This is a genomic window from Bradyrhizobium sp. B025 (assembly GCF_042257955.1).
GTDB lineage: Bacteria > Pseudomonadota > Alphaproteobacteria > Rhizobiales > Xanthobacteraceae > Bradyrhizobium > Bradyrhizobium diazoefficiens.
In genome coordinates this window covers 4,000,568-4,024,845 of record NZ_CP170150.1, presented here as the reverse complement: position 1 = coordinate 4,024,845, position 24,278 = coordinate 4,000,568, and the positions used below count along the sequence as shown (strand labels likewise).

The following is a 24,278-nucleotide window of genomic DNA, read 5'->3' as shown; positions in this document are numbered from 1 at the left end:
CAGAACCGTTTGGAGGCAGGGATCATGGACGATCGGCGGTCTCTTCTGGTGGCAGTCGCATGCCCCTCGGCCGTCATGGCCGGCTGGCTGGCGCTCTCTCTGTCCGCCTATGCCCCTGCCCTCATCGAGAACAGCGGCGCCAATGCAGCCACCGTCTCACGCGCAAAGGATCTCGGCCGCCTCGACCTCGCCGACGTCCCGCGCGCTGCGACCATCGAAGATGGCATCGCGCTGACCGCCGACATCGCCGCAGCGGTGGCTCAAGCCCCCGAGCCGGCAAGCGCTGAAGCAGCAGTGCTCGAAGTGCCCGCCCCCGCCATCAAGCTCGCTTCGGCCGATCCCGCGCTGATCTTGCCGAGCACGCCGCCCGCGCCGCAGATCTTGCCCGAGCCGGCGCCCGTCGTCAGCGAGGCCGTACCGGTGCAGGAGCCCGTCAAGCTCGCATCCGCCGATCCCACCGAGATCGTGGCGACCGACGCGCTGTCGCCCGCGGCGATCGCGACCGGGCCGGCCGCAACCGAGAGCAAGGCCTCGCCGTCCGCCGACACCGTCGCCGTGCTCGACGAATGCTTCGTGATGGATGCCTGCATCGACCGCTATCTCTGGGCGCTCTACCAGCGCACTCCCAAGGAGGATTCGATCAAGGTCGAGGAGCGCCGCGCCGTCACCGTCAAGCGCAGGGGCAAGATGGTCACGGTGATGCGCAGCTTCACGAAGCTGGTCGACGAGGACTTCGGCTGGAAGGATCCGAAGGCGGCCGAGCACGCCGGCATGACGATGATGGATTACGTCATCGGCGGCATGGACAAGAGTTTTAAGCGCAAGCTGTTCCGCACGCTGCTCGCGGCGGAAGCCGCCGGCCTCTCGCCGGGGATCACCAGCGCGTTTCGCGACGACTATCGCCAGTCGATCGCGAGCGGCCTGAAGGCCGCCTCAGACCGCTCCTATCATGGCGGCAGCACGCGCGGCGGCTACGGCCACGGCATGGCCGCCGACATCGTCTCGACCGCCGGCAACAACCGCGCGCAGCGCTGGGTCTCGACCGAGGTGCTGTGGAAATGGGTCGATGCCAACGGCAAGGCGCTCGGCATCGGCAGGCCCTATCTCGGCCGCGATCCGCCACATGTCGGCCCGGTCGACGGCGCGGAATATGTATCGAAGCGCGGCTCGGCGGACCGCAGGGAAGCCGCCAACGCCAGGCCGAAGAAGATGCGGGCTATGGCCAGCGCCAAGCCGCCAAAGGCACAGGCCGCGCGTGAGAAGGCGAAGCCGCAGAAGTCGGCGCAATCGGCCGGCAAGCGGGCGACCTGAACCGTTACGGCTTCCGCGTCGGCAGCGGCACGAGACGCATCTCGGCTGATCCCGCTTCCTGCGTACGCACCAGCACGGCAAAGATGGTCTCGACCGCGAGCCGCACCGCCGCCTCCATCGCCTTTCCCTTGGCGAGATGCGCCGCGATCAGGCCGGAGAGGAGATCGCCGGTGCCATAGGGGCGGATCGACAGGCGCGGCGTCGCAAAGCGCGACAATTGCCCGTCGGCGCAGAGGATCGTCTCCACCTGCCCGTCCGGCGTATCCGCGAGTGTGCAACCGGTGGCGACGACGTCGATGCGGCCGGTCCCCGCCAGCGCCACGCACGCCGCGCGCAAGTCCAGCGCGTCCGCGATCGTGATGCCCGAGAGCAGCTCGAGCTCGAACTGGTTCGGCGTGGTCAGGTTCGCCGCCGGCAGCAGGCGGTGCCGCACCACGTCCAGAATGCCGTCGGCGACATAGACGCGGCCGTCATCCCCGATCACGGGATCGCAGAGATAGACGAGCTTGGAATTGCGGTTCAAGGCGCGCTCGACGAAATCGGCGACAACGGCGGCATTGCCGGGCGAACCGAGATAGCCGGTGACGAGCACCGCGGCCTCGTCGACGAGATCGCGCTCCTCCACGCCTTTCAGGAGATCGGCGACGAGCTCGGTCTCCAGCACCCGCCCGCGCAGGCTCGGATAGCGTGGATGGTTCGACAGCAACGTCGTCGGCACCGCCGCGACGTTCACGCCCTCCGCCTGCATGGCATAGGCGGCCGCGCTGTTGCCGACATGGCCGTGGACCACCTGGCTTTGAATGGAGATGACGAGCATGGGGCGGTCCGTAAGGTTAAATGCCGAGCGAGGCAAGGGTAGCAAGCGCAGCCCGGATGGAGCGCAGCGTAACCCGGGACTGGCGCCGCGCGGTTAGCCCCCCGGATTTCGCTGCACTCCATCCGGGCGACAAGTCTAGGGCCTCTCATACCCAAGCTCCGGCCGCAGCTCCTGCATCTTCCGCGCCAGCCGCCGGTGCCCGGTCTCCTCCGACCTCGCCAGGTGGTCGGAGACCGCGACATGGTCCGCATCGCTCTTGTGCTGGTTAAGCTTGGCCTGCCCCTCGATTTGGTCCACCACGAGATCGATGACGCGGATCGCAGCCAACATGCTCTCGCGCTTGTCCGGCTCCATCTGCGCGAGGTCCCAGGGCTGCTTCGGCAACCGCGCCTCGGCGACCGCGAGCAGCGCATCGCCGTGCCCGCGGTTCTCGTCGAGCCCGCGCAGACGCGCCACGCCTGACAGGTGCACCGCCTCGTAGAGCCAGGTCGAGACGTTGTCGCGCGAGGAATACCAGTCGTTGGAGATGTAGGCATCGTCGCCGGCAACGATCAGCAGGAAACGCCTGGTACCGTCCGCGAGCGGCACGAGCGGATTCTTTGCGGTGAGATGCATCTGCACGATGACTTGCCCGTCGCGCTGATCCAGCACGAACGGCACGTGCGAGGCGCGCGGGCCGCGCTCATCCGCCGCAACGATCACGCCGAAGCCGCGCTGCCCAGCGAATTCCAGCGCGCGCTGCTCCTCGATGCGGAATTGGGGACGGAGGACATGCATGGCGCGGCGCTCGATGGCTGGACGAAAGATGTTGCGAGGCTACCTCGTCATCCGGCGAAATCCGAAACGATATTGGGGTGCAAACGCGGATGTCAGGAATGATCTCGGCGCCGTGCCAGCTCGCCGAGATAGGCGCAGAACATGTCGGCGAGCCCCTCGGCATGGCGCGCGATCTCCGCCGCGCTGCGCGGCGTCTCCGAGAAGCGCTTGCCGACCTCGCTCAGCGTCGTCGTGATCAGTTCGCCGGCGAGAGCGCGCGTCGCATCCGATGTCTTGGGCAGCGCCTCCCGCATGAAGGCCGCGACGATGCCCTTGCCGGCGGCCCGCGCATCGTGTGCCTCGGGCGCATCGCGATAGAGCGGCGCGGCGTCGCTGAGCGCCGTGCGGATCGCAGCCTCCTCGCACTCGGAGCGAATGAAAGCGTGGACCAGCGCGCGCAGCCGCGCCGATGGCGGCTTCGTCCGGTCGGCGAGGATGCCGCGCAAGAGCTCGCTCGTGCGTTGCCACTCGTCGCTCTGGAGGCGGAACAGGATCGCCGCCTTGTTCGGAAAATATTGATAGAGCGATCCGACGCTCACCCCGGCCCGCTCGGCCACCCGCGCCGTCGTGAAACGCTGCGCGCCCTCCTTCGCCAGGACCTGAACAGCCGCATCCAGAATGGCCGCCACAAGCCCCGTGGAGCGGGCCTGTTGCGGCTGCTTTCGCGAGGAAATTGAACGGCTTCGACGATCGGCCATGGCGCGCCTGGGGAATGCGAATAGGAAATGCGACGAATTAGTCGTATTTCAGTCTTCGCGCAAGCACGCGCTTCTTCGCGAACCCTGGAGGCAACGAATGACCACCCCAACCATCACATCGCTTGCGCCGCTGCTGGACCGCCTGTTCCTCGAGGCCGAGGCAACACGGGGCGCAACGCTCGCAGCCGTCGCCGATTTGTCCGACGCCGACCGGGCGCGGATGATGCGAAGCAAGACCGATTACGCCGACCTCTACGGACGCCTGAAGGACGTCCCGCTCGCGGTATCCCGCGAGACCGGCGCCCTGCTCTACATGCTGGCGCGCAGCTCCCGCGCCAGAACGATCGTCGAGTTCGGCACCTCCTTCGGCATCTCGACCCTGCACCTCGCCGCGGGCCTGCGCGACAATGGCGGCGGCCGTCTCATCACCAGCGAGTTCGAGCCGTCCAAGGCAGCGCGGGCACGCGACAACCTCTCGGCCGGCGGGCTGCTCGATCTCGTCGAAATCCGCGAAGGGGATGCGCTGAAGACGCTCAAGGCCGATCTCCCTGACACGATCGATCTCGTGCTGCTCGACAGCGCCAAGGCGCTCTACCCTGAGATCCTGGATCTGGTCGAGGGCCATCTCAAGCCGGGCGCGATCATCGTCGCCGACAATGCCGACGACAGCCCCGACTATCTCGCGCGCGTGCGCATGCCCGGCAGCGGCTACATCTCCACGGCCTTTGCCGAGGATGTCGAACTCTCCGTGCGGATCAACTGACGCCACGTCGAGCCGCCGCGATGCCATTGAGCCGCTGCGCGATTCATCGCGCGGCGGCTTCGCGTCATCGGCGACAGACCGCGGAACATCACGTCCGCGTCCGTGTCGCACCCTCGTCACTCACATGTGATAGCAGCTACCGGCAAGAGCGATGTTCCACGTGCTAAACATACCTACCGCGCGGTATCTTTCCTGCGCTACGCCCGAGCCCGCCATGACCTCCGCCTTCAATGCCTACACCGCGCTTGCCCTCGCCATCATCTCCGAGGTCATCGCGTCCGCCTTCCTGCAGCAATCCGCACAGTTCACGCGGCCGTGGCCGACGCTCGCCATGGTCCTGTTCTACGTCGCCTCGTTCTACGCGCTGTCGGTCGCGATCCGGGTGATCCCCCTGAGCATCGCCTATGCGATCTGGGGCGGGGTCGGCATCATCCTGACCGCCACCGTCTCCTTCGTGCTGTTCCGCCAGATGCTCGACGCCGCGGCGTTCGTCGGCATCGGGTTGATCGTATCCGGCGTCGTCATCATCAACCTGTTCTCGGAGACGACGGTGCACTGATGCCGGCCAGCGCCTATAGCCGCGCCAAGCAGCCCGAGCAGGTGCGGCGCGCCCTGCTCGACCACGCTGCGGCCATTGCCACGGACCATGGCGTCTCCGGCATCACGGTGCAGGCCGTGGCGGCGGCGGCCGGCGTCACCAAGGGCGGCCTGTTTCATCACTTCGGCAGCAAGCAGGCGCTGATCGAGGGCCTGTTCGCCGATCTGCTCGCCCGCGTCGATGCCGAGATCGACGCCGCAATCGAAACCGATCCCAAGCCGCGCGGCAGCTTTACGCGCGCCTATGTCAATGCGGTGTTCATCGGCAAGGCGTTCGGCTTCACCACGCCCTGGGCGGCGCTGAGCATGGTGGTCGTCACCGATCCGTCACTGCGCCGGCTCTGGAACGACTGGATGAAGGCACGCCTGAAGCGGCATCGCGCGACCGACGGCACGCCGGAGCTCCATGTCGTGCGCCTCGCCGCCGACGGCGCCTGGCTGTCCTATGTCACGACCGGACAGACGCGCATGAACGCCGAGCTGCGCGCCGTGCACGGCCGGCTGATCGCGCAGACCTATCGGCGCGGATAGCGACCTTTTTGTCGGCGCTGGCTACTGGCTTGTCACTGGCTTGGGCGGACGCGGCGCGGATCGGGAGGATTTTGCGCCGGGCTTGGCCGCGGCTCGCGGTGGCGGCGCATCGACGGACTCCAGATACGCGGCGAGCGCCTTGGCGGAGTCAGAGCTGGTTGCGTAGTGGTCCTTCAGGAACCATGACAGCGTCAGGCTGAAGCGCCCCTTGGCAAGACCGCGCGGGCTCCGGTGGCAGGTCGCGCAACCATCGGCAAACAGCTTTTCGGCCGACTTGCCGGCATCGAGATTTTGAGCGGAAGCGACCGTCGCCGTCAGTGCGGCGGCGGCTGCGAGAATCATCAGGGGCGCGATCAGGTCGCGCCCTGGCCGAAAGTGCGAAGTCAAATGTCGTCCCCTAGCCCAGTCTTGCGGTCACGCCGCCAGCAATTGATCGAATTCGGGCGGCGCGTAGGCCTTGCCGTCCTGATCGGTAATGACGACCCGCCACCCCTCGCTCGCCCACACCCTTGCCTTCGCCACGATGAGCAGGCGGCTCTCGCGGGCGAAACTGTACTTCTCGTTGTCGCGTTCTGCGATCATTTTGTAGGCCAATGCGTGTCCCCTTGCGTTGCCCCTGCACCCGCTCCCTCGTGGCAGCGGGCTTTGGCGGCAATTCGCCGGGAGCATGGCAATTTGGTGCCGTCCGCAGGCAGCATTGCACCGGCGCACCCGCAGCCGGGTGACCGGATCGAACGCGTGCCGCGTTCGGCAACTGGGGGCCGGCCCGTCACATCGGCAACGGAACCGATCGCGCCACCTCCGAACTCCGCTAATGGACGCGGATGATGTGCGGACGGCCGAGATCGATCAGTCCCTGCACCGCCGACAGGCGATCGTCCAGGGCCGCGATCGTAAGCAGCAGATTGTTGCGCCGTTCGTCGAGAAGACCCATCTCGGCGCCGGAGAGTTTGGCGTTCGCCCGCTGCTTGTGGATGCTTTCGAGCGACTCGCGCAGTGTTGCGATCAAGCCGGTCAACTGCTTGACCTCTTTCGTCATGGACCGCTTCGCGACATTTTGGCGGCGCGTCTCCGCCTGGCTCTGTCTCATCGTCATCCTCCCGTGCCCCGCTGCCCCGAGTGGATGCTTACAGCTTTGGGTAGACATATTACGATCGATGAAATCTGCCCGCGAAGAACTTTCTTAAATTGTACGCGCAGGGAACCCGACTAACAGAAAGCCCGGCGCGAGGGCCGGGCTTTCGCAATGACGTTAGTGCTTCTCGTGACCGCCACCGGGACCACCGGCCGGCGCGCCACCACGCGGGGCGGCATTGATGTGCTGAGCACCGCCGCCCGGATGCGGCATCGCAGGTGCTGCCGCGCGCGGCGCCGGCATCTGCGCATGGGCATTCATCGGCGCGCCATGGCTGACGTTCGGCTGCGCTACATGCGGCATCGCGGGCCGGGCCGCAGGCGCGGCGGACACGCGCGGAGCTTCATGAGCACGCGCCATCGGCTGCGCATGCGTTATCGGCTGCGCGCGCGTTGCGGCACGGCTCGCCGCATGCTCGTGCATCATGCGCGCCTGCGCATCGCGCGGGTTGCGGTTCTGCTGCACCGTCGTCCGCGCATTCACCAGGCGATCGCTTCGCCCGACGCGAGTCCGGTCGGCCGCAACCGCAGCGTCGCGCTTGGCGATAGCTGCGTCATGCCGTGCCGTCACGGCATCGCGTCCGGAGATCGCGGCGGCGCCCTTCGCATTCGCGCCATTGCGCCCCAGTGCGATCGCCGCATCGCGCGTCGCCGCACGGCCGATACGGGCCGCACTCGGATCAATCGTCATCCGCGTCGCGAAGCGCTCGTGCGAGCTCCAGTAATTATTCCAGTAGGCATGGCGGCGATACCAGGGTCGCCCCTGATAATAGCTCGACCAGTACGAGCTCAGCACGAAGGGCACGACGGGCACGTCGATCTCGTCGACATAGTCGGGGAGATAGACATAGTGATTGCGGTAGAGATATTCGAGATATTGCGACGACACCCAGCCGCGATCGTCGGAGAAGCTCACGTCGCACCAGGCATTGCCGCGCAGGCAGCCGTGGATGTTGACGCGGGCGCCCTCGGGGATGCGATCGACCACGGGGAATCCCGAGCCCGGCCCGGCGCGCAAGCCGGTCGAGACGGTGACGATGCCCGGCGCGGCCAGCGCGGCCGTCGGGGCGAGCAGCAACGCTGCAACCAAGATGCTTCTGAGTCTCATGGCGTATTCCTCCTCTGCGAGTCGGAACGCGCAGGAGGAACGAGCGTTCCTCCTAGAGCTGCCGCATCAGCCGAAAGATTGAATGCGCGCGGAGTTCAATATTCATCCGCCGTTCATCGGCACGAGGAGCGCAACGCGGCGAACGTCAGTTCACCGGCAGCATGAGCCCGTCAAAGTACGACGCGAGCCCGGCAAGATCGTCGAGCGGCAGCACGTTCGCGACGTATTGATCCGGCCGCACCACGACCATGCAGCCGGCGCTCCGATCGATGCCGCGCATCGCAAACACGTCGTGACCGCTCTTGAGATCCGGACAGAACATCTTTTCGTAGTCGAGCAAACCGTAGCGGCCTTTGCGCGGCAGCAGCAGCGGTGGCATCGCCTCGATCGCAAGCTCGCGATGATCTTGCTGAAACACCGCGCGCAGATCGATCACGGCGTCGATGTCGGCGCCTCCCGGGGTATATCGTCTCACCGGCGATTCCCCTGCCTCGGTGAGAAAATTGCACAATGCACGAATGGCGGAGCCGGCCGCCGCCGGATTCTCCGCGCCGGAAAATGCATAGATGCGGAAGCGTCCGTCGGCCTGCGCCGCGTGGCCGAGATGAACGGGCTTTGCGTCCGCCAGCCGGATCACCGGCGCGGAATGGAAGCGCTTGCCGATCACGAGGCCTTCCGCAAGATGCTGATGGGACAAAGCCCCCGTGAGGACCGAGGGCGTGTAATGCGTCGCGGTGCCGGCCGTATAGCGGCCGTGCCGGACAAAATAGTCCTGCGTCATGGCGGCATCGGCGCCACCGGCCTTGGCCGCAGAGGCCAGAATCCCCGACCATTCGCGGTCGAAGTCGATCAGCTCTTTCGCGACGGCCTGGCGCTCCGCCGAATAGGAATGCAGCAGGCTTGGCGCACTCTGTTTGCGGAGCACGGCGGCGAGCTTCCAGCCGAGATTGAAGGCATCCTGCATCGAGACGTTCATACCCTGCCCCGCCTTCGGGCTGTGGGTATGGCAGGCATCGCCGGCGATGAAGATGCGCGGCAGGCGGGTCGCGGTCTCGGCTTCCGGCACGTCGTCGAACTTGTCGGTCAGGCGCTGGCCGATCTCGTAGACCGACCACCAGGCGATCTCCCTCACGTCAAGCGTATGCGGTTTCAGGATCCGCTGCGCCTTGGCGATCACGTCATCGGCGGTGATGTTGCGGCTGGCGACGCGCTCGCCGACGTCGAGCTTGGCGAGCTCGACATAGATGCGCACCATGTAGCCGCCTTCGCGCGGAATGATCAGCAGGCTGCCGTCCTTCGCCGACTGGATCAGGGCCTTGAAGCGGATGTCCGGAAAATCGGTCACCGCCAGCACGTCCATCACGCCCCAGGCGTGGTTGGCGGAATCGCCGTGCAGTTCGCGGCCGATCGACTTGCGCACGGTGCTGCGCGCGCCGTCGCAGCCGACGACATAGCGCGCCCTGATCGTCTCGACCTTGCCCTCGTTTTCGGCGTCGACGCGTTCGAGGCGCACGGTCACGGCATGGTCGGCAGGCCCCGCGGCCGGATCGACCTGGAGGTCGAGCAAGCGGCGGCTGTAATAGGGCTCGAGCTTGGCCGGCGATTTGCGCATGACGTCGAGAAAGCCGTCATGGATGCGCGCCTGGTTGAGGATAACGTGCGGGAATTCCGACAGCCCGTCCTCCACGTCCTGCACCCGGCCGCTGCGGACGATGGTCTCGGGCCGCCGTTCGTCCGGCTTCCAGAACGTCGTCTCGTTGACCCAATAGGCTTCCTTCAGCACGCGCTCGCTAAAGCCAAAAGCGTGGAACATCTCCATGGTGCGGCAGGCGATGCCGTCGGCCTGGCCGACCGACAGCCGGCCCGGCTTCTGCTCGACGATGCAGGTCTTGATGTCAGGAAATTGGGCAAGCTGGGCCGCGAGCGTCAGGCCTGCGGGCCCACAGCCGACGATGAGGACGTCGACCTCGTCGGGCACGCCGCCCGCTGCACCGGGGGCCTGAACGCGTTCAGCGGGATCGGCGATTTCAGGGTCGCCCGGCTGAAATCCATTGAGATGGAATTGCATGAGCACCTCTCCCGTCAACGTCTTCTTCGATATTGCTCAGTATGCTGACTATCAGTATACTTGTCAACGGATCCCGCCCTCCCTGTGACCTCAGGAGAATTCGGTGAAAGACAACAACGACATGCCCGGTCATCTGGCGCGCCGCTTCCAGCAGATCGCGGTCGCGGTCTTCCTGGCCGAGGTCGGGGATGCCGGCTTCGACCTCACGCCGGTGCAATACGCCGCGCTCGCGACCATCAAGGCCAATCCGGGGCTCGACCAGGTGACGCTCGCAGGGTTGATCGCCTATGACCGCACCACCATCACCGGCGTGATCGATCGCCTCGTGCAGAAGGGGCTGGCGGAGCGCCGCGCCTCGAGCCGCGACCGCCGCGCCCGCGAGCTCGAGGTCACCGACGAAGGCCGGCGCACGCTGCGCAAGATCACGCCGGCGGTCGAGTCCGCACAGCGCATCATGCTGCGCGGCCTCAGCGCCAGGGAAGGCGAGGAGCTGATGCGTCTGATGCGCAAGGCGATCGCTGCCGGCAACGAGCTCAGCCGCGCCCCGCTCCGCGATGTGCAGGCCTAAGCCGCATTCATGCCCGTAATTGTCGCAGCGCCGCGAAACCAGGAACTAACCTTCGGCTGCTACCGTCAGCCCCATTCGGCGCTTAACGCGCGATTAACTTTGCCGTTCGGGAGTTTCGGATGTTCAGGTTCCTCATTGCGGCCGCGGCCATTGCGCTCTCGACCGGCCATGCGCTCGCAAACGGCCATGGCGGCGGCGATACCCCTCCTCCGCCCAAGCCCGAGGCGACGACCGCGCCGGCGAAGGTGGTCATCACCAAGCAGGGTCCCAAGCTCGTCGATCCCAAGGGCATGACGCTCTACTATTACGAGCGCGACACCACCGGCAGGACGTCGAACTGCAACGGCAAGTGCGCCGAAAGCTGGGTTCCGCTTGCCGCAACGGCCGACGCCAAGGCCGTCGGCGACTTCACCGTGATCAGCCGCAACGACGGCAGCAGGATGTGGGCATACCGCTATCGCCCCCTCTACACGTCACCCGCCGACAAGGCGCCGGGCGATGCCAACGGCAACGCCACGACGCTGCAATGGCGCATCGCACGGCCCGGGGAGTAGGGCCCGAGCGGCAGCTCCGATCAGCGCCGCGACGCGCTGGTCACCCGCGCCAGCGCGTGCCCGTCTCGACCTGCGCGTTCTGCCCGGGCGGCAGCACCACGACCATCGAATTGAGCTTCACCCGGTCGTAGAGATCGATCACGTCCTCGTTGCGCATCCGGATACAGCCTGACGAGATCGCCTGCCCGATATATTCGGGCTGGTTGGTGCCGTGGATGCGGTAGAGCGTGTCCTTGTTGCCGACAAAGAGATAGATGCCGCGTGCGCCCAGCGGATTGGCGGGACCGCCGGCGACGCGCGCCGGATACGGCCCAAGCCGTGCCTGAATGTCCGCTGTCGGAACCCAATCGGGCCATTCCGCCAGGCGGCCGACGCGCGCGACGCCCGAGAAGGCCATGGCCTCCTCGCCGACCGCGACGCCGTAGCGGATCGCCTTGCCCTCGGGCAGCACGAAATAGAGGTAGCGCGCATCGGTATCGACCAGGATCGTGCCCGGCTGCTCCTTGCGCTGGTAATCGACGATATGACGGAGATATTGCTCGGGCACGTTCGCCTGAGCGTATGGCGTATGCGCGAGCAACTGCCGGTCGCGCGGCGTCATGCTCGCATCCGTGGATGGCGAAAGCGTCGTCTGCATGCAGCCGCCGAGCGGCAGCATGGCAACAACGAAAAGAGCGAGAACAGATCTTGGCACCGCCGGCCCCCCCGATAGCGGATAGCAGCACCCCCAGCAGCGTCAGATATTGCCCAAATCGTGCTGAAAACAAGGCAATGCGGAACACGTCCGCGTGTTTTTCCGGCGGAGTTCCATCACCACAAACGGCAGAAGACCGTCGCATCATCTCCATCCCCTCGCCTTGCTTTGGTCAAACCCGGCTGGACTCGTGCGTCATCAGACTTGGGATGGGGCTCACCTCAACAGATCGGCTCGCGCCAATGCGGACGACGAAGGCTTCAAAGGAGCTGCGATGCTCGCGATGCTGAACAGCAAGCAAATCGTCGATGAGATCGTGAAGGACACGGTCAAGGACAACGATCCGCACGACGCGGTTCAGATCTCGCCGGATATCGTGCTGGCCTCGCGCCCCGTCGGCGCTGCCCCCGCGCTGGCGCCTGACATCACGCCGCGTCCGGAGCCGAAATTCGCGCCCGGGCCCAGAATCAATCCGGAGCCGAAGTTCAGCCCTGTTGTGGAGCCGCAGCCGGCGGCGCCCTCGGTCGACACCGCGGTGCGCGTAACCGCCGGCGATGGTCACGGCCGGCAGAAGCGATCCTCCGCCGGCAAATGGCTGCGCGGCGCCTTCCTCACGTTTCTGTTCGCGGGCGGCAGCGCGGCTGCCACCATCGCCTGGGAGAGGCACGGCGACGTGGCGAGGCAAATGCTCGCCGACTGGAAACCCGTATTGGCGTCGCTGATGCCTTCGACGTCACAGACGGCGCCGGTCGCCGCTGCGCAGTCCGCCCCGCCCGCGGCGGAAGCTGCAACCGATCAAACAGCCGACCAATCCCCGACGCCGGCAGCGACTCAGTCGGCGTCTGCGGCCGTGCCCGCAGCAGCGCCGTCCGAAACAGCTCAGTCGGTGCAATCGATGACGCGGGATCTTGCCGCGATGGCCCAGCAGATCGAGCAACTCAAGGCCAACATCGCCGAGTTGAAGGCCGGACAGGAGCAGATGGCGCGCGAGATGGCGAAGCCGTCCGCACCGAAGCCGATGGCTGCGACGATGCCGGTCGATCCACGCGCGCGCGTTTCCGCGCTACCGCCGCGGCCTCCGGCTCCACCGGTTCGCAAGCCGAAGCCGGCCGTGACGCAGACCTACATGCCGGCGTATTCGCCCGCACCGGTCGCGTCTCCGCCGCCGCCGTCACAGGCTGCCGCGGTCCCACCGCCGGTCGCGCCGGCCGCCACGACACAAGCCGTTGCCGATGACGATGGACCCGTCGTGCGTCCGCCAATGCCGCTGCGCTAGAGCGTTTGCGAGCGAAGTGGATACCCGTTCGCGTAAAGAAAACGCGTCAAAACAAGAATCTAGAGCCTTTCCCGTTCCGATTCCATCGGAACGGGAAAGGCTCTAGACCAACGCCGGGCGATCGCACAGCATCGGTCACGCAACGTCGCTGCAAGCTGTCCGACTCGATGCGATGCGTTGAGTCCGGGCGACTACGGAGATCGATGCTTCGATCGTCTTACGACAAACGAATAGGCCAAGAGAGAAAAGGCCGTCGGGATCTATGCCGACGGCCTTCTCTTGCAACTGCCGGTTCCCGGAGCCCGGTTCTGTTGCAATTCCATGCCTCATGATCACGCTGACATATTTAATAAAATCTTAACGCGCCTGCATGCTGCACATCATTTCTGCGCCATAAGCACAGAGATTGCGCGCTTCATTCATTCGATAAAGATCGACTCAGTGGTACCATCCGGGATGTGTTGAGACTTCCGTTGAAGACTTGTTTTCCAGACTTGTCGTCGAGACTTGGGTCGTAACACCGGGGAATTCGGATGCCTTACTACTACTTCGATCTTGTGGTTGGTGAAGAGTTCAAGAACCAGGGCGGAATCATCCTCGAGGATATCGAGGTCGCCTCCGATCGCGCCCACCAACTGGCCAATGAGCTGTCGCAGGTGAAGCCGGAGCTTCAGCAAAAGGGTTGCGCGGTGCGCGTCACCGACCGCGATCACAACGAGCTCTATCGCACGCCGCTCGATCCCGTGCCGGCCTGGCAGCGCTAAGCTACTCCAGCACCGGCGCCTCGAACCAGTTCGTCAGCGACAATCCGCCGTCGACGACGAAGGCCGCGCCGGTGACGTAAGCGGAGAGCTTGTTCGACAGCACCGCGAGCGCCATCGGTGCGAGGTCTTTCGCCTCGCCCAGACGCCCGAGCGGGATGTGCCGCGCCAGCGAGGCATCCGCGACGAAACCGCCGGCAGCGATCGCACCGGGCGCCAGCGCGTTGACGCGAATGTTGTGGCGTCCGAACGTCTTCGCCAGCTCCTTCACCAGCATCGCCATCCCCGCCTTCGCCGTCGAGTAATGCGGCAGGTTGCGCGGCGTGCCTGCATGCAGCGAGGTGAGGAACAGGAACGAGCCGGGCCGCTTCGCCGCGATCAGCCGCTTGGCGATCTCGCGCGCCAGGTGAAAACCCGCATCGAGGTTGACGGCGTGCATCTGCTGCCAGGTCCTGCGATCCACCGCGAGCGCATGATCGGCCTCGCGTCGCGGCGGCGAAGCGCTATGCACGAAATGCGTCACCTCGCCCAGCGCGGCGTGTGAGGCGGCAAGCAGCGCATCGCAGGCGTCGAGCTTCGCAAGATCGCCGACCCAGGGCACCGCGTGTCCAGGCCTCTCGCTCGCGCCGATCGCGGCACTGACCCGCTCCGCACTCACGTCGGCGAACACGGTCCGGACGCCCTCGCCGACCAGCGCCTGCGCGATCGCGCGGCCGATGCCGTTGCCCGCGCCGGTGACGAGCGCCGTGTCGGTTGCGGGATCGAACGGCGCGCTGAACAGGCTCATGTCGCTCTCCGGGTCCGGGAGCAGCCAATTTAGCGCACCGCACGGAGGCGCGACAATTGCGTCCCGGCGCCATTGCGGAGCGGCGCGCCGGACGCTAGCCTCCCAAAAAAATCGAGGAGGTACCAAGGATGCGCTATGGTTTTCTGATGACGGGCCTTTTGCTGCTTGCCGCGCCGGCACAGGCGGGCGACGCGCCGCCACGCTCGACCTATGTGACGATGGTCTTGCAGGCCTTCGCCGCCAAGGTCGAGTGCCCCAACACGGATCTCGTCTATCAGGACCTCGTGCAGAAGGCGCAGCAGATGCAGCTGCCCGACGGCACCACCGAGAAGGTGCGCAAGGCGATCGCCTGGATGCATACCGGCGGCAAGATGGGCGAGAAGCAGGACGACGAGCTGATGGCCGAGGTCGCGGTGGCGACGCAGGCGACCGATATGGACCAGCGCCGCCTCGGCATGCCCGGCTGGTGCGAAGCCCAGAAGACCAACCTCGCCGGCCTGATCCGTAGCAAGGGCGGCTAGAGCGTTAAGCACACCGCGGCGGAACCGCCGCCGCGGCCAATAATCGTCACAATCCTCGCCAGCATGCGGGCTTCTTCGAACAGGAGATCCCTATGCGGATGGCTCATTTCGTCTTCGCCGGCGCCCTCGCGATCAGTGCCGTGCTGACCGCCCCGGCCTTTGCGAAGAATACCGACGCCCAGAAGGGCGAGGACAAATCGACCTCCTCGTCGTCCTGTAGCGCCTATCAGCAGGCGCCCGACGGTTCGTGGGAGCAGCTTTCCTGCAAGGAAACGAACGAGCGCGGCCAGCCGCAGACGCAACATCGCGCCCCGGCACAGGGAGCCGATCACGAGGAGCGCTGACTGTTCCCGTTCCCCATGGTCAGCTCTGGTGCGGCCCACGTATGACCTTCATGGCATCCTCGATGTGACGCCATTCCTTGGCCTCATCGGCCTCGCCGCGGCCCTCGCAGGCCTGGGCCTGCTCGGCGGCCTTCGCAATCGCAGCAAAGCCGTGCCGTTCGAGCATCTGGCGTGCCACGGTGTGGACCTGGAGCTCCGACATCATGGGTGCTCGCCCGTGTGATGAAACCGCGATGCACGCTTGGTGGAGCCGCGGATTTCCTACAACGATCAAGTCGCGGGTCTCGTTCCGATCACCCCAGCAACGATAAAAGGCGGCCCGCCATGCCCGGCGGACCGCCTTCTCACCCACCCCAAAACCTGATGTCGTCGGCCGCGTCCCCTACGCGACCGCCACGCGCTTGCGCTCGAGATCGTTTGGCACCTCGATATCGACCTCCAGGGTCGACACCTCGTCGCCGCGCTCGAGCCGCACGATGACCTTGGTCGGATCCAGCGTGACGTGCTTGGACACGACGGCGAGAATTTCCTCACGCAGCACGCCGAGCAGGTCGGGCTGGCCGCGCATTCCGCGTTCATGCGCGAGCAGAATCTGCAACCGTTCGCGTGCGACGGGTGCAGAAGCCTTGTTGCCGCGGAGAAGTCGGAGCAGACCCATGCTCATGCAGCCCTCCGTCGCAGCAGACGATCCATGAAGCCCTTGCGCTCCGACGGCACCTGCATGGCGACGGTCTCGCCGCACAGCCGCCGCGCCGCATCGATATAGGCCCGTGCGGGTGCGCCGTCCGCGTTCGACAGCGTCACCGGCGTGCCGACGTTGGAGGCCTTCAACACGTCCTGGCTCTCGGGAATGATGCCGAGCAAGGGCGTTGCCAGGATTTCGAGGATGTCGTCGATGGTCAACATCTCGCCGCGCGCCGCGCGGGAGGCATCATAGCGGGTGATGAGAATGTGCTTCTCGACCCGCTCGCCCTTCTCGGCCCGCACCGTCTTGGAATCGAGCATGCCGATGATGCGATCGGAATCGCGCACCGAGGACACTTCCGGATTGGTGACGATGACGGCTTCGTCCGCGAACCGCATCGCCATGGAGGCGCCGCGCTCGATGCCGGCCGGGCTGTCGCAGATCACCCAGTCGAAGCGGCCGCGCAAATCGTCGATGACCTTGCCGACGCCCTCTTCCGTCAACGCGTCCTTGTCGCGGGTCTGCGAGGCCGGCAGCAGCCAGAGATTCTCCAGCCGCTTGTCGCGGATCAGCGCCTGCGGCAGCTTTGCCACCCCCTGCACCACGTTGATGAGGTCGAACACCACGCGGCGTTCGGCGCCCATGACGAGATCGAGATTGCGCAGGCCGACGTCGAAATCGACGACGACGACCTTGTCGCCGCGCTGCGCCAGGGCAGCCCCCAGCGCGGCGGTCGTCGTGGTCTTGCCGACCCCGCCCTTGCCTGATGTCACGACCAGTACCTTACTCATCTGAAATGTCTCCTTTGCTGGTCAGTTCAGTGCTGTAATTCGCATGGTATTCCCCTGCAGCCAGGCCTGCGCCGGCTTGCCGCGCAAGGCGGCATCGATGTCGTCCGCAGTCTGGTAAAACCCATCAATTGCAAGCAGTTCGGCCTCGATCTTCTGGCAATAGATGCGGGCGCTCGTGTGCCCGTTAACCCCCGCCATGGCCCGGCCGCGCAGCGCGCCGTAGACGTGGATGGAGCCGCCGGCGACGACCTCGGCGCCGGAGCCGACGGAGCCGAGAATGGTGACGTCGCCTTCGGGGAAGATCACGGTCTGGCCCGAGCGCACGGGGTTTTCGAGCAGGAGCGAGGTTGGCTTGGCCTCCGCCTTCTCGACCTTCTTCGGCGCGCTCGGCTCGACCACGCAGCTGCGCCCGCCCGAAAGCAGCGGCGGCATCATGGGGGTCAGCCGGCCCTCCTCCACGCCCTCGATCCCGAGCACGCGGATGTTGCGGTCCTGAAGGCTGGTGAGCAGATGATTGATGCCGGACTGGCTGAGATCGACCGAGGACAGGTCGATCACCACGGGCCGGCCGGCGAAGAAGCCCGGCGAACGGGCGATGGTGGCGTCGATCTCCTGGAGCCAGTCCAGGATCGGAACCGTCGGCACGAACACGAAGGCCACGTAGGAGCGCCCGCGCAGGCGCACCATTTGGCGTTGGACTTTTGCTGCAGCCTCCATCGGCCGACTCGTTCCCTGTTATTGAATGGTTAACGATGCGGCGGATGTGGTTAACGGCTGGTTAATTTCTCCGCGGGGTTACGTGAGTTGGGTGTGGGTCTTGGGCGGCTCGTCCGCACGGGACAGCCGCCGTGACCTCCGGTGTCGTCCTGGCGAAGGCCAGGACCCATACCGCGGAATCCATCGATTACGGACGGTGGGAGTACCGAACGACGAGTCTTCGCCAAACAACGTCTTGGGGTAATCGCGACGAGCGCGAGCGCTCGCGCGGAGGTCCTGGCTTTCGCCAGGACGACGATACGGAAGCCCCCCTACCCCCTACTTCTTCACCTTGCTCGCATCCATCTTGATGGCGGGATCCAGCATCTTGGTCGTGAACGCCGTCGTCACGTCGAACGGCTTCTCCATGCCGAGATAGGTCTGGACCAGTTCGTAGTCCTTCTTCATGCGCTCGCCGTCGATCCAGCCGAGGCTCTTCGTCGTCGTGAACTCGTCCGTCATCAGGAACTTGATGCGCTCCCACTGGCGCTCCTGGTTCTCCTTGTCGAGGCCGGAGACCTGGTTGAGCAGCGCCTTCAGGCACGGGGTGACGTCGGCGACGCAGGCCGCAAAAGCCTTCTGCGTGACGCGAACGAAATCCTCGACCACCTTCGGGTTCTTCTGCAAGTAAGCACCGTTGACGATCAGCGAGTTGCCGTAAGGGTTGAGCCCGATGTCCTTCCAGTTGACATAGCCGAGGTCCTGGCCGAACTCGATCGCCTTCACATCGTGCTCGTTGTAGAAGTCGCTGATGATGTCGACGGTGTGGCTCTTCAGCGCCGCGACCTTCGCGGTGGGCCCGATATTGACGAAGCCGACCGCATCAGGCGCAAGGCCTGCAGCCTTGGCGAAGGCCGGCCACATCACGCGCGAGGCGTCCCCGGGCGGATTGCCGATCTTGTGGCCGGCGAAATCCTTCACCCCGTTCACGCCGTAGCTCTTCAGCCAGTAGAAGGTCTGGCCGGTGTTGGCATAGACGCTCATCACCGCGACCGTGTCGGCGCCCTTGCTCTTCGCCACCAGCATGGTGGCGAGGTCGGCGACGCCGAACGGCGAGCCGCCCGAGCCGACCTTGGCGGCGGAGACGCCGGAGCCCTTGCCGGTCTCGATGGTGAGGTCGATGCCGGCCTTCTCGTACCAGCCCTGCGCCTTCGCGTAATAATAGGGCGAATGGTCGGCCGTGGGCGTCCAGTTCAGGATCAGGTTCACCGCCTCGCCCGCGTTCGCGGGCATGCCCGCCAAGCCGAGCATCAGGGTCACAACCGCCGCCTGCAAACGCTTCATCGCTTGTCTCCTCATTGCCGCGACCCGGCTTGTCGCTCTCCCCATGTGAGGCTACCAATGCAACAAGCCCGCCCTCCACTTGTCAACTGTTTGGTTGGAAATGCCCGCAAAACGATCTGGCGACACCGTGCCGCAGCGGCGCGACCCGGTCGCCACCCGCAAGAAGCTGCTGACCGCGGCGCGCCTGGAGTTCGCCCGGCACGGCCTTGCGGGCGCCCGCGTCGACGAGATCGCCGAGCGCGCCGGCGTCAACAAGCAGCTCGTCTACCACTACTTCGGCGACAAGGACGCGCTCTACCTCGCCGTGCTCGAATGGGTCTATGAGGACATCCGCGAGCAGGAGCGCAGGCTCAATCTGGAAGGCCTGCCGCCCGACAAGGCGATCCGCCGGCTGATCGAAGCCTCGTTCGACCACCTGGCGGCAAACCCTGATTTCATCGTGCTTCTGAACGACGAGAACCGCGGCGGCGCCCGCCATGTCCGCGGTTCCACGCGACTGGAGGCGATGCATTCCCCGCTGGTGAAAAGCGTCTCCCACATCCTCCATGAGGGCGTGCGTTGCGGACTTTTCCGGAAAGGGATCGACCCCGTCCAGCTTTACATCTCCATCGCGGGCCTCAGCTACTTCTTCTTCTCCAACACGCCGACGCTGTCGGCGATCTTCGGCAAGGACCTGTCGAGCCGCGCCCAGCGCCGTGCCCGGCGCAGGCATGTCGTCGACCTGGTGCTCCAGTCGCTCCGGCCATAATCAACCAGATGGTTGAAACTTGCCCCGGGGACGGTTAGGCTTGCCGTCGTGACGGAGAGGCCGCGAACAACGGGGGGCGAAAGGTGGCAGGTGACGGAGCAGGCCCGGCCCGCAGCTTTGCGATCATCCTGATCGTGCACCTCGCCGTGCTCGTGCTGTGGCAGGTCGCGGTCGATGCCTTCCACGTGCCGAAATTCATCCTGCCCTCCCCGCTCGCGACCGTGCAGACGCTGGGAACCGCGAGCTACGCCTGGGGCGCCAACACGCTGGTGACGGCGATCGAGATCCTCGGCGGCTTCGCACTCGGCGCATTCGTCGGCGTCACCCTCGCGGTGATCTTCAGCTGGGCGCCGCTGGTCAGCATGGTGCTGCTGCCGCTGTTCGTGACGCTGAACATGATCCCGAAGGTTGCGCTCGGCCCGCTTCTGATCGTCTGGTTCTCCTACGGCATCGTGCCGAACATCCTGATTGCCTTCAGCATCTGCTTCTTCCCGATCCTGCTCACCACCGCCCGCGGCCTGCGCGAGGTCGAACCGGATCTGCTCGATCTCGTCAAATCGCTGCGCGGCTCGCGCTGGACGCTGTTCCGCAAGATCCAGCTGCCGGGATCGCTGCCTTACGTGTTCTCCGGCATGAAGGTCGGCGCCATCCTGGCGGTCGCCGGCGCCATCGTCGGCGAGTTCATCGCCTCCGAGCGCGGGCTCGGCTACCTCATGATCCAGGTGCAGTCCTCGCTCGACACGCCCGCGATGGTGATGGCCGTGGTGCTGCTGACGCTGCTCGGCGTCGCCCTCTACGGCCTCGTGCTCGCCCTCGAGCGCATGTTCGTGGTCGGCGATGCAAGACAGACTTGATAACGGCAGACCTGAAAACGGAAAACCTGACTGACCAAGGACCGACCGATGCTCCTCACCCGCCAGACGCTGCCGAAGACCATTCCTGACATCGCCGCGCTCGACGATCTCCTGTGCCGGCCGACCCAGGCGCTGATCGACGACCTCAACAAGGTCGAGGGCGACATCATGATCCTCGGCGTCGCCGGCAAGATGGGCCCGACGCTGGCGGGGCTCGCCAAAGCCGCCGCGCCGGATCGCCGCGTCATCGGCGTCGCGCGCTTCAGCGAGGCGGGCGTCAAGGACTGGCTGCATCGGCGCGGCGTCGAGACGATCAATTGCGACCTGCTCGACGAGGCCGCGATCAACGCGCTGCCGAAGGCGCCCAACATCGTCTTCATGGCCGGCCGCAAGTTCGGCGCCGAGGGCGATCTGTCGCTGACATGGGCGATGAACGCGCATGTCCCGGCCCTTGTCGCGCAGGCCTTTCCGTCGTCGCGGATCGTGGCGTTCTCGACCGGCTGCGTCTATCCCTTCGTGCCGGTCGACGGCAAAGGCGCGACCGAGGACATGGCGCCAAATCCGCCCGGCGAATACGCCCAGTCCTGCGTCGGCCGCGAGCGCATGTTCGAGTATTTTTCGCGCAAGTTTTCGACGCCGGGCCGGCTGTTCCGGCTCAATTACGCGATCGACATGCGCTATGGCGTGCTGCACGACATCGCCACCAAGGTCCTCACCGGCACGCCGATCGACGTCAGCCTGGGCCATGTCAATTTCATCTGGCAGGGCGATGCGTCCGCGCAGGCGCTGCGCTGCCTCGCCCATTGCACGGCGCCGACCTCGCCGATCAATGTCAGCGGCCACGAGATCCTGGCGGTGCGCGATCTCGCGGCGAAATTCGGCGCAAGGTTCGGCCGCGCCCCGATGCTGACCGGCGAGGAGGAGCCCACGGCGTGGCTGACCGACACCTCGCAGGCGGTCGAGCTATTCGGCCTGCCGGTCGTCGACACCGAGCAGTTGATTGCCTGGACCGCCGACTGGGTGTCCCGCGCCATGCCGAGCCTCGGCAAGCCCACCAAATACGAGGTGCGCGATGGCCGCTACTGACACCCCGCCCATCATCAAGCTCGGCGTGAACGATGCCATCGCCGGGCTCGTGCTGTCGGTCGAGGCGCACTGGAACCAGACCGAAGAGGACTGGCGCATTTTCCTGCGCGACGGCGTCGTGTTCGGCATTCGCGATGGCATGCGGCTGGTCGCGACAGCGGCACTGCTGCCCTATTCCGGCAGCAACGCCTGGATCGGCATGGTGCTCGTATCAGGCACGCATCGCCGCCGTGGCCTTGCGACGCGCCTCGTCGACGCCTGCCTGGAGACGGCGCGCAGGAACGGCCTGACCAGCTGGCTCGACGCGACCCCCGACGGTGCTGCCGTGTACGGGCCGCTCGGCTTCACGCCGACCCTGCAATTACGGCGGCTGAAATTGGTCAATTCAGCGCAAGCGTCGGCGCGACCGCCTTCGGCCGCGACGCTTGACGCGCTTTGTGCGCGGGACCGGCGGGTCACCGGTTTCGACCGGACCGCCCTCCTGACCGCCTTCGCACAGCGCTTCGGCTCGCGTATCGTCGCTTCGAATGGATGCATCGCGCTGGTCCGCGACGGCAGAACCGCGCGCCACATCGGTCCCTTGTTCGCAGATCATGCCGTCGAAGCGCTGGCCCTGGTCCAGGCGATCGCGCGATCCGAGACCCGCCCCCTCCTGCTCGACGCCGTCGCCTCGCAAGGCGCGTTCCTGGAGGGATTGACCGCTTCGGGCTGGACCGTCGAACGCCCGTTCCAGCGCATGCGCTTCGGCCCCGCCACCGCCGCGGGCGAGGAAATGCCATTCGCCGTCGCCGGCCCTGAATTTGGATAGGACATCATGCACCACAGCCAGATCAATGCCGACGTTCGCAGGCTGATCGCCGACGGCACCGTGCTGCCGGCGCACCCTCTTGCGCTCACCGCCGAGCGAAAGCTCGACAAGACGCATCAGCGCGCGCTGACGCGCTACTACATCGACGCCGGCGCCGGCGGCCTTGCGGTCGGCGTGCATACGACGCAGTTCGCGATCCGCGACGTCGGCCTCTATCGTCCCGTGCTGGAGCTCGCCGCCGAGACCGCGGCGAGCTGGACCAGGCGTCCGCTGGCGATGGTCGCGGGACTTGCCGGTCCGACCAGGCAGGCAACCACTGAAGCGCGCACCGCGCGCGACATCGGCTATCACGCCGGCCTGCTCAGCCTCGCCGCGATGAAGAGCGCCTCCGAGGACGAGATTATCGCGCACTGCACCGCGGTCGCCGCCGAAATTCCGTTGGTCGGCTTCTATCTCCAGCCGGCCGTCGGCGGCGTCATCCTGTCGAGCCAATTCTGGCAACGCTTTGCCTCGATCGACAATGTGATCGCGATCAAGATCGCGCCGTTCAACCGCTACCGCACGCTCGACGTGCTGCGCGGCGTCGCAGCCGCGGGTGCGCTCGACCGCGTCGCGCTCTACACCGGCAATGATGACCATATCCTGCTCGATCTCATGCTGCCGTTCGACCTGCGCGACAACGGCGTCACCACGCGCACCTATTTCAAGGGCGGACTGCTCGGCCATTGGTCGGTCTGGACGGCGAGCGCGATCGGGCAATTCGAGCGCTGCAAGGCGGCGCGGCACAAGGACAGCGTGCCGGCCGACCTGCTCGCGCTCGATGCCCGCGTCACCGATTGCAACAGCGCCTTCTTCGACGTCGCCAACAATTTCCACGGCTGCATCGCCGGCTGCCACGAGATCCTGCGGCGTCAGGACCTGATGCAGGGGCTGTGGTGCCTCGATCCTGCCGAGGGCCTCAGCCCCGGCCAAAAGGAGGAGATCGACCGCGTCTGCCGCGAGCACGCCGACCTCAGCGACGATGACTTCGTGGCCGCCAACCTCAGCAAATGGCTGGCATGACGGACGAGCCCTTCATCAGCCTGCGCGGCGTCCGGAAAGTCTACCGCAGCGGCGGCGCGGAGTTTCTCGCCGTCTCCGACGTCACCATGGACGTGAAGGAAGGCGAGCTGGTCTCGCTGGTCGGCCCGTCCGGCTGCGGCAAGACCACGGTGATGAAGATTCTGGCCGGCCTGCACGGCGCCGACGGCGGCACCGTGAAGATTGGCAGCGCCAGAAGCCCGTTCGATCCGACCCGCGACATCGGCATGGTATTCCAGCAGGCGCTGCTGCTGAAATGGCGCACGATCCTGGACAACGTGCTGCTGCCGGCCGAGATCGTGGGGCTACCGATGAAAGCCGCGCGCGAGCGGGCGCGCGATCTGCTCAATCTGGTCGGGCTTGCCGGCTACGAGCAGAAATATCCGCAGCAGCTGTCAGGCGGCATGCAGCAGCGCACCGCCATCGCGCGGGCCTTCATCCACGATCCCAAGCTGATCCTGATGGACGAGCCGTTCGGCGCGCTGGACGCCTTGACGCGCGAGCAGATGAACCTGGAGATGCTGCGGATCTGGCGCGAGAGCGGCAAGACCATCATCTTCGTCACGCATTCGATCCAGGAAGCGGTGTTCCTGTCCTCGCATTGCGCCGTGCTGACCGCGGGCCCGGCGAAGATGGCCGACTACTTCCCGATCGACCTGCCCTTCCCGCGCGACCTTCCGCTCAAGACAACGGATGCGTTCGGTGCCTATGCGCGGCGCATCTACGCAAAGCTCGGGCTGGGCGCGGCGTAGACCGCTCCCTCCGCCGTCATTCCGGGGCGCGACGAAGTCGCGAGCCCGGAATCCATCGGGCGGCAAGACACGCGGTGAAATGGATT

31 protein-coding genes are annotated in these 24,278 nt (G+C 66.0%); 16 read left to right on the top strand and 15 right to left on the bottom strand.

Translation table 11 applies throughout. The features are described 5' to 3' along the window. Positions 1 to 24 precede the first annotated feature (24 nt). Positions 25 to 1,311: a hypothetical protein gene (locus tag ACE10W_RS18540; protein ID WP_271557253.1), complete on the top strand. Its 1,287-nt coding sequence runs from the start codon at positions 25 to 27 to the stop codon at positions 1,309 to 1,311. A 4-nt stretch (positions 1,312 to 1,315) separates the two neighbouring features. Here ACE10W_RS18540 and pdxY read toward each other — a convergent pair whose 3' ends face one another. The 3 genes from pdxY to ACE10W_RS18525 form a co-directional block, all read right to left on the bottom strand. Continuing rightward, positions 1,316 to 2,128, bottom strand: coding sequence for a pyridoxal kinase (pdxY, locus tag ACE10W_RS18535; protein WP_271557252.1), 813 nt, complete (start codon positions 2,126 to 2,128; stop codon positions 1,316 to 1,318). Positions 2,129 to 2,263: 135 nt separating this feature from the next. Continuing rightward, positions 2,264 to 2,905: an FMN-binding negative transcriptional regulator gene (locus ACE10W_RS18530; RefSeq protein ID WP_271557251.1), complete on the bottom strand. Its 642-nt coding sequence runs from the start codon at positions 2,903 to 2,905 to the stop codon at positions 2,264 to 2,266. A 92-nt stretch (positions 2,906 to 2,997) separates the two neighbouring features. Next, complete coding sequence (locus tag ACE10W_RS18525) at positions 2,998 to 3,642, bottom strand: TetR family transcriptional regulator (protein WP_161535098.1); 645 nt, start codon at positions 3,640 to 3,642, stop codon at positions 2,998 to 3,000. Between the two features lie 97 nt (positions 3,643 to 3,739). Between ACE10W_RS18525 and ACE10W_RS18520 the strand changes: the two genes are divergently transcribed. The 3 genes from ACE10W_RS18520 to ACE10W_RS18510 all read left to right on the top strand — a co-directional run bounded on the left by ACE10W_RS18520 (position 3,740) and on the right by ACE10W_RS18510 (position 5,533). Continuing rightward, positions 3,740 to 4,405, top strand: a complete 666-nt coding sequence (locus ACE10W_RS18520; RefSeq protein ID WP_375762662.1) for an O-methyltransferase — start codon at positions 3,740 to 3,742, stop codon at positions 4,403 to 4,405. Between the two features lie 214 nt (positions 4,406 to 4,619). Next, the gene (locus ACE10W_RS18515; RefSeq protein WP_271557249.1) at positions 4,620 to 4,964 is read left to right on the top strand and encodes a multidrug efflux SMR transporter; all 345 of its coding nucleotides are present in this window, start codon (positions 4,620 to 4,622) and stop codon (positions 4,962 to 4,964) included. Then, on the top strand, positions 4,964 to 5,533 hold the full coding sequence (locus ACE10W_RS18510) for a TetR/AcrR family transcriptional regulator (RefSeq protein WP_271557248.1): 570 nt from the start codon (positions 4,964 to 4,966) through the stop codon (positions 5,531 to 5,533). Before ACE10W_RS18515 ends, ACE10W_RS18510 begins: the two co-directional genes overlap by 1 nt. 21 nt (positions 5,534 to 5,554) lie before the next feature. Here ACE10W_RS18510 and ACE10W_RS18505 read toward each other — a convergent pair whose 3' ends face one another. From ACE10W_RS18505 to ACE10W_RS18485, 5 genes are all read right to left on the bottom strand, one after another. After that, complete coding sequence (locus ACE10W_RS18505; protein ID WP_011086999.1) at positions 5,555 to 5,875, bottom strand: hypothetical protein; 321 nt, start codon at positions 5,873 to 5,875, stop codon at positions 5,555 to 5,557. A gap of 72 nt (positions 5,876 to 5,947) precedes the next feature. Beyond that, positions 5,948 to 6,115, bottom strand: a complete 168-nt coding sequence (locus ACE10W_RS18500; RefSeq protein ID WP_178372734.1) for a hypothetical protein — start codon at positions 6,113 to 6,115, stop codon at positions 5,948 to 5,950. Positions 6,116 to 6,344: 229 nt separating this feature from the next. Next, complete coding sequence (locus ACE10W_RS18495; RefSeq protein WP_028171192.1) at positions 6,345 to 6,623, bottom strand: hypothetical protein; 279 nt, start codon at positions 6,621 to 6,623, stop codon at positions 6,345 to 6,347. A 162-nt stretch (positions 6,624 to 6,785) separates the two neighbouring features. Next, positions 6,786 to 7,775 carry an SH3 domain-containing protein gene (locus ACE10W_RS18490; RefSeq protein ID WP_271557247.1) on the bottom strand — a complete coding sequence of 330 codons (990 nt, stop codon included), beginning with the start codon at positions 7,773 to 7,775 and terminating at the stop codon, positions 6,786 to 6,788. A 145-nt stretch (positions 7,776 to 7,920) separates the two neighbouring features. Beyond that, the gene (locus ACE10W_RS18485) at positions 7,921 to 9,843 is read right to left on the bottom strand and encodes an FAD-binding monooxygenase (protein ID WP_271557246.1); all 1,923 of its coding nucleotides are present in this window, start codon (positions 9,841 to 9,843) and stop codon (positions 7,921 to 7,923) included. A gap of 103 nt (positions 9,844 to 9,946) precedes the next feature. Between ACE10W_RS18485 and ACE10W_RS18480 the strand changes: the two genes are divergently transcribed. After that, positions 9,947 to 10,411 (top strand): MarR family winged helix-turn-helix transcriptional regulator, encoded by a 465-nt coding sequence (locus ACE10W_RS18480; protein ID WP_011086994.1) that lies wholly within the window; start codon positions 9,947 to 9,949, stop codon positions 10,409 to 10,411. Positions 10,412 to 10,530: 119 nt separating this feature from the next. Beyond that, positions 10,531 to 10,965, top strand: coding sequence for a hypothetical protein (locus tag ACE10W_RS18475; protein WP_271557245.1), 435 nt, complete (start codon positions 10,531 to 10,533; stop codon positions 10,963 to 10,965). A gap of 40 nt (positions 10,966 to 11,005) precedes the next feature. On the opposite strand, the gene ACE10W_RS18470 is transcribed toward ACE10W_RS18475, so the two are convergent. After that, a complete protein-coding gene (locus ACE10W_RS18470) occupies positions 11,006 to 11,659 on the bottom strand; it encodes a L,D-transpeptidase (RefSeq protein WP_011086992.1) in 654 nt (217 codons plus the stop codon). A 274-nt stretch (positions 11,660 to 11,933) separates the two neighbouring features. Between ACE10W_RS18470 and ACE10W_RS18465 the strand changes: the two genes are divergently transcribed. Both ACE10W_RS18465 and ACE10W_RS18460 read left to right on the top strand, forming a co-directional pair. Continuing rightward, a complete protein-coding gene (locus ACE10W_RS18465) occupies positions 11,934 to 12,935 on the top strand; it encodes a hypothetical protein (protein ID WP_271557244.1) in 1,002 nt (333 codons plus the stop codon). Positions 12,936 to 13,468: 533 nt separating this feature from the next. Continuing rightward, positions 13,469 to 13,699: a DUF6894 family protein gene (locus ACE10W_RS18460; protein WP_028171187.1), complete on the top strand. Its 231-nt coding sequence runs from the start codon at positions 13,469 to 13,471 to the stop codon at positions 13,697 to 13,699. A 1-nt stretch (position 13,700) separates the two neighbouring features. Here the strand turns inward: ACE10W_RS18460 and ACE10W_RS18455 are convergent, their stop codons facing one another. Next, the gene (locus ACE10W_RS18455) at positions 13,701 to 14,483 is read right to left on the bottom strand and encodes an SDR family NAD(P)-dependent oxidoreductase (protein ID WP_271557243.1); all 783 of its coding nucleotides are present in this window, start codon (positions 14,481 to 14,483) and stop codon (positions 13,701 to 13,703) included. Between the two features lie 128 nt (positions 14,484 to 14,611). On the opposite strand from ACE10W_RS18455, the gene ACE10W_RS18450 reads away from it, so the two are divergent. Together ACE10W_RS18450 and ACE10W_RS18445 are read left to right on the top strand one after the other, a co-directional pair. Next, positions 14,612 to 15,004, top strand: coding sequence for a hypothetical protein (locus ACE10W_RS18450; RefSeq protein WP_011086989.1), 393 nt, complete (start codon positions 14,612 to 14,614; stop codon positions 15,002 to 15,004). 92 nt (positions 15,005 to 15,096) lie between these two features. Continuing rightward, the gene (locus tag ACE10W_RS18445) at positions 15,097 to 15,348 is read left to right on the top strand and encodes a hypothetical protein (protein WP_028171185.1); all 252 of its coding nucleotides are present in this window, start codon (positions 15,097 to 15,099) and stop codon (positions 15,346 to 15,348) included. 19 nt (positions 15,349 to 15,367) lie between these two features. Here the strand turns inward: ACE10W_RS18445 and ACE10W_RS18440 are convergent, their stop codons facing one another. The 5 genes from ACE10W_RS18440 to ACE10W_RS18420 all read right to left on the bottom strand — a co-directional run bounded on the left by ACE10W_RS18440 (position 15,368) and on the right by ACE10W_RS18420 (position 18,864). Further along, on the bottom strand, positions 15,368 to 15,553 hold the full coding sequence (locus tag ACE10W_RS18440; protein WP_028171184.1) for a hypothetical protein: 186 nt from the start codon (positions 15,551 to 15,553) through the stop codon (positions 15,368 to 15,370). A gap of 177 nt (positions 15,554 to 15,730) precedes the next feature. Further along, entirely contained in the window at positions 15,731 to 16,012 is a 282-nt protein-coding gene (gene minE / locus ACE10W_RS18435) for a cell division topological specificity factor MinE (RefSeq protein WP_011086986.1), read from the bottom strand. Continuing rightward, positions 16,009 to 16,824, bottom strand: a complete 816-nt coding sequence (gene minD / locus ACE10W_RS18430; protein ID WP_011086985.1) for a septum site-determining protein MinD — start codon at positions 16,822 to 16,824, stop codon at positions 16,009 to 16,011. The genes minE and minD overlap by 4 nt, the downstream gene beginning before the upstream one ends. Positions 16,825 to 16,845: 21 nt before the next feature. Beyond that, the gene (minC, locus tag ACE10W_RS18425; RefSeq protein ID WP_011086984.1) at positions 16,846 to 17,541 is read right to left on the bottom strand and encodes a septum site-determining protein MinC; all 696 of its coding nucleotides are present in this window, start codon (positions 17,539 to 17,541) and stop codon (positions 16,846 to 16,848) included. Between the two features lie 318 nt (positions 17,542 to 17,859). Beyond that, entirely contained in the window at positions 17,860 to 18,864 is a 1,005-nt protein-coding gene (locus ACE10W_RS18420; protein WP_271557242.1) for an ABC transporter substrate-binding protein, read from the bottom strand. A 100-nt stretch (positions 18,865 to 18,964) separates the two neighbouring features. Here ACE10W_RS18420 and ACE10W_RS18415 point away from each other — a divergent pair, with 100 nt between their 5' ends. The 6 genes from ACE10W_RS18415 to ACE10W_RS18390 all read left to right on the top strand — a co-directional run bounded on the left by ACE10W_RS18415 (position 18,965) and on the right by ACE10W_RS18390 (position 24,192). Beyond that, a complete protein-coding gene (locus ACE10W_RS18415; RefSeq protein WP_011086982.1) occupies positions 18,965 to 19,612 on the top strand; it encodes a TetR/AcrR family transcriptional regulator in 648 nt (215 codons plus the stop codon). Positions 19,613 to 19,695: 83 nt separating this feature from the next. Next, on the top strand, positions 19,696 to 20,466 hold the full coding sequence (locus ACE10W_RS18410) for an ABC transporter permease (RefSeq protein WP_375762661.1): 771 nt from the start codon (positions 19,696 to 19,698) through the stop codon (positions 20,464 to 20,466). A 48-nt stretch (positions 20,467 to 20,514) separates the two neighbouring features. After that, positions 20,515 to 21,552 (top strand): NAD(P)-dependent oxidoreductase, encoded by a 1,038-nt coding sequence (locus tag ACE10W_RS18405; protein WP_271557240.1) that lies wholly within the window; start codon positions 20,515 to 20,517, stop codon positions 21,550 to 21,552. Beyond that, positions 21,539 to 22,360, top strand: coding sequence for a GNAT family N-acetyltransferase (locus tag ACE10W_RS18400; protein ID WP_271557239.1), 822 nt, complete (start codon positions 21,539 to 21,541; stop codon positions 22,358 to 22,360). Before ACE10W_RS18405 ends, ACE10W_RS18400 begins: the two co-directional genes overlap by 14 nt. Positions 22,361 to 22,366: 6 nt before the next feature. Further along, positions 22,367 to 23,422 (top strand): dihydrodipicolinate synthase family protein, encoded by a 1,056-nt coding sequence (locus ACE10W_RS18395; protein ID WP_271557238.1) that lies wholly within the window; start codon positions 22,367 to 22,369, stop codon positions 23,420 to 23,422. Further along, positions 23,410 to 24,192 (top strand): ABC transporter ATP-binding protein, encoded by a 783-nt coding sequence (locus tag ACE10W_RS18390; RefSeq protein ID WP_211433923.1) that lies wholly within the window; start codon positions 23,410 to 23,412, stop codon positions 24,190 to 24,192. The genes ACE10W_RS18395 and ACE10W_RS18390 overlap by 13 nt, the downstream gene beginning before the upstream one ends. Positions 24,193 to 24,278 lie beyond the last annotated feature (86 nt).

Excerpts from the sequence above, each read along its gene's own strand:
- ACE10W_RS18540 (WP_271557253.1), top strand. The coding sequence starts at position 25 with ATGGACGATCGGCGGTCTCTTCTGGTGGCAGTCGCATGCCCCTCGGCC.
- pdxY (WP_271557252.1), bottom strand. The coding sequence starts at position 2,128 with ATGCTCGTCATCTCCATTCAAAGCCAGGTGGTCCACGGCCATGTCGGC.
- ACE10W_RS18530 (WP_271557251.1), bottom strand. The coding sequence starts at position 2,905 with ATGCATGTCCTCCGTCCCCAATTCCGCATCGAGGAGCAGCGCGCGCTG.
- ACE10W_RS18525 (WP_161535098.1), bottom strand. The coding sequence starts at position 3,642 with ATGGCCGATCGTCGAAGCCGTTCAATTTCCTCGCGAAAGCAGCCGCAA.
- ACE10W_RS18520 (WP_375762662.1), top strand. The coding sequence starts at position 3,740 with ATGACCACCCCAACCATCACATCGCTTGCGCCGCTGCTGGACCGCCTG.
- ACE10W_RS18515 (WP_271557249.1), top strand. The coding sequence starts at position 4,620 with ATGACCTCCGCCTTCAATGCCTACACCGCGCTTGCCCTCGCCATCATC.
- ACE10W_RS18510 (WP_271557248.1), top strand. The coding sequence starts at position 4,964 with ATGCCGGCCAGCGCCTATAGCCGCGCCAAGCAGCCCGAGCAGGTGCGG.
- ACE10W_RS18505 (WP_011086999.1), bottom strand. The coding sequence starts at position 5,875 with ATGATTCTCGCAGCCGCCGCCGCACTGACGGCGACGGTCGCTTCCGCT.
- ACE10W_RS18500 (WP_178372734.1), bottom strand. The coding sequence starts at position 6,115 with ATGATCGCAGAACGCGACAACGAGAAGTACAGTTTCGCCCGCGAGAGC.
- ACE10W_RS18495 (WP_028171192.1), bottom strand. The coding sequence starts at position 6,623 with ATGAGACAGAGCCAGGCGGAGACGCGCCGCCAAAATGTCGCGAAGCGG.
- ACE10W_RS18490 (WP_271557247.1), bottom strand. The coding sequence starts at position 7,775 with ATGAGACTCAGAAGCATCTTGGTTGCAGCGTTGCTGCTCGCCCCGACG.
- ACE10W_RS18485 (WP_271557246.1), bottom strand. The coding sequence starts at position 9,843 with ATGCAATTCCATCTCAATGGATTTCAGCCGGGCGACCCTGAAATCGCC.
- ACE10W_RS18475 (WP_271557245.1), top strand. The coding sequence starts at position 10,531 with ATGTTCAGGTTCCTCATTGCGGCCGCGGCCATTGCGCTCTCGACCGGC.
- ACE10W_RS18465 (WP_271557244.1), top strand. The coding sequence starts at position 11,934 with ATGCTCGCGATGCTGAACAGCAAGCAAATCGTCGATGAGATCGTGAAG.
- ACE10W_RS18460 (WP_028171187.1), top strand. The coding sequence starts at position 13,469 with ATGCCTTACTACTACTTCGATCTTGTGGTTGGTGAAGAGTTCAAGAAC.
- ACE10W_RS18455 (WP_271557243.1), bottom strand. The coding sequence starts at position 14,483 with ATGAGCCTGTTCAGCGCGCCGTTCGATCCCGCAACCGACACGGCGCTC.
- ACE10W_RS18450 (WP_011086989.1), top strand. The coding sequence starts at position 14,612 with ATGCGCTATGGTTTTCTGATGACGGGCCTTTTGCTGCTTGCCGCGCCG.
- ACE10W_RS18445 (WP_028171185.1), top strand. The coding sequence starts at position 15,097 with ATGCGGATGGCTCATTTCGTCTTCGCCGGCGCCCTCGCGATCAGTGCC.
- ACE10W_RS18440 (WP_028171184.1), bottom strand. The coding sequence starts at position 15,553 with ATGATGTCGGAGCTCCAGGTCCACACCGTGGCACGCCAGATGCTCGAA.
- minE (WP_011086986.1), bottom strand. The coding sequence starts at position 16,012 with ATGAGCATGGGTCTGCTCCGACTTCTCCGCGGCAACAAGGCTTCTGCA.
- minD (WP_011086985.1), bottom strand. The coding sequence starts at position 16,824 with ATGAGTAAGGTACTGGTCGTGACATCAGGCAAGGGCGGGGTCGGCAAG.
- minC (WP_011086984.1), bottom strand. The coding sequence starts at position 17,541 with ATGGAGGCTGCAGCAAAAGTCCAACGCCAAATGGTGCGCCTGCGCGGG.
- ACE10W_RS18420 (WP_271557242.1), bottom strand. The coding sequence starts at position 18,864 with ATGAAGCGTTTGCAGGCGGCGGTTGTGACCCTGATGCTCGGCTTGGCG.
- ACE10W_RS18415 (WP_011086982.1), top strand. The coding sequence starts at position 18,965 with ATGCCCGCAAAACGATCTGGCGACACCGTGCCGCAGCGGCGCGACCCG.
- ACE10W_RS18405 (WP_271557240.1), top strand. The coding sequence starts at position 20,515 with ATGCTCCTCACCCGCCAGACGCTGCCGAAGACCATTCCTGACATCGCC.
- ACE10W_RS18400 (WP_271557239.1), top strand. The coding sequence starts at position 21,539 with ATGGCCGCTACTGACACCCCGCCCATCATCAAGCTCGGCGTGAACGAT.
- ACE10W_RS18395 (WP_271557238.1), top strand. The coding sequence starts at position 22,367 with ATGCACCACAGCCAGATCAATGCCGACGTTCGCAGGCTGATCGCCGAC.
- ACE10W_RS18390 (WP_211433923.1), top strand. The coding sequence starts at position 23,410 with ATGGCTGGCATGACGGACGAGCCCTTCATCAGCCTGCGCGGCGTCCGG.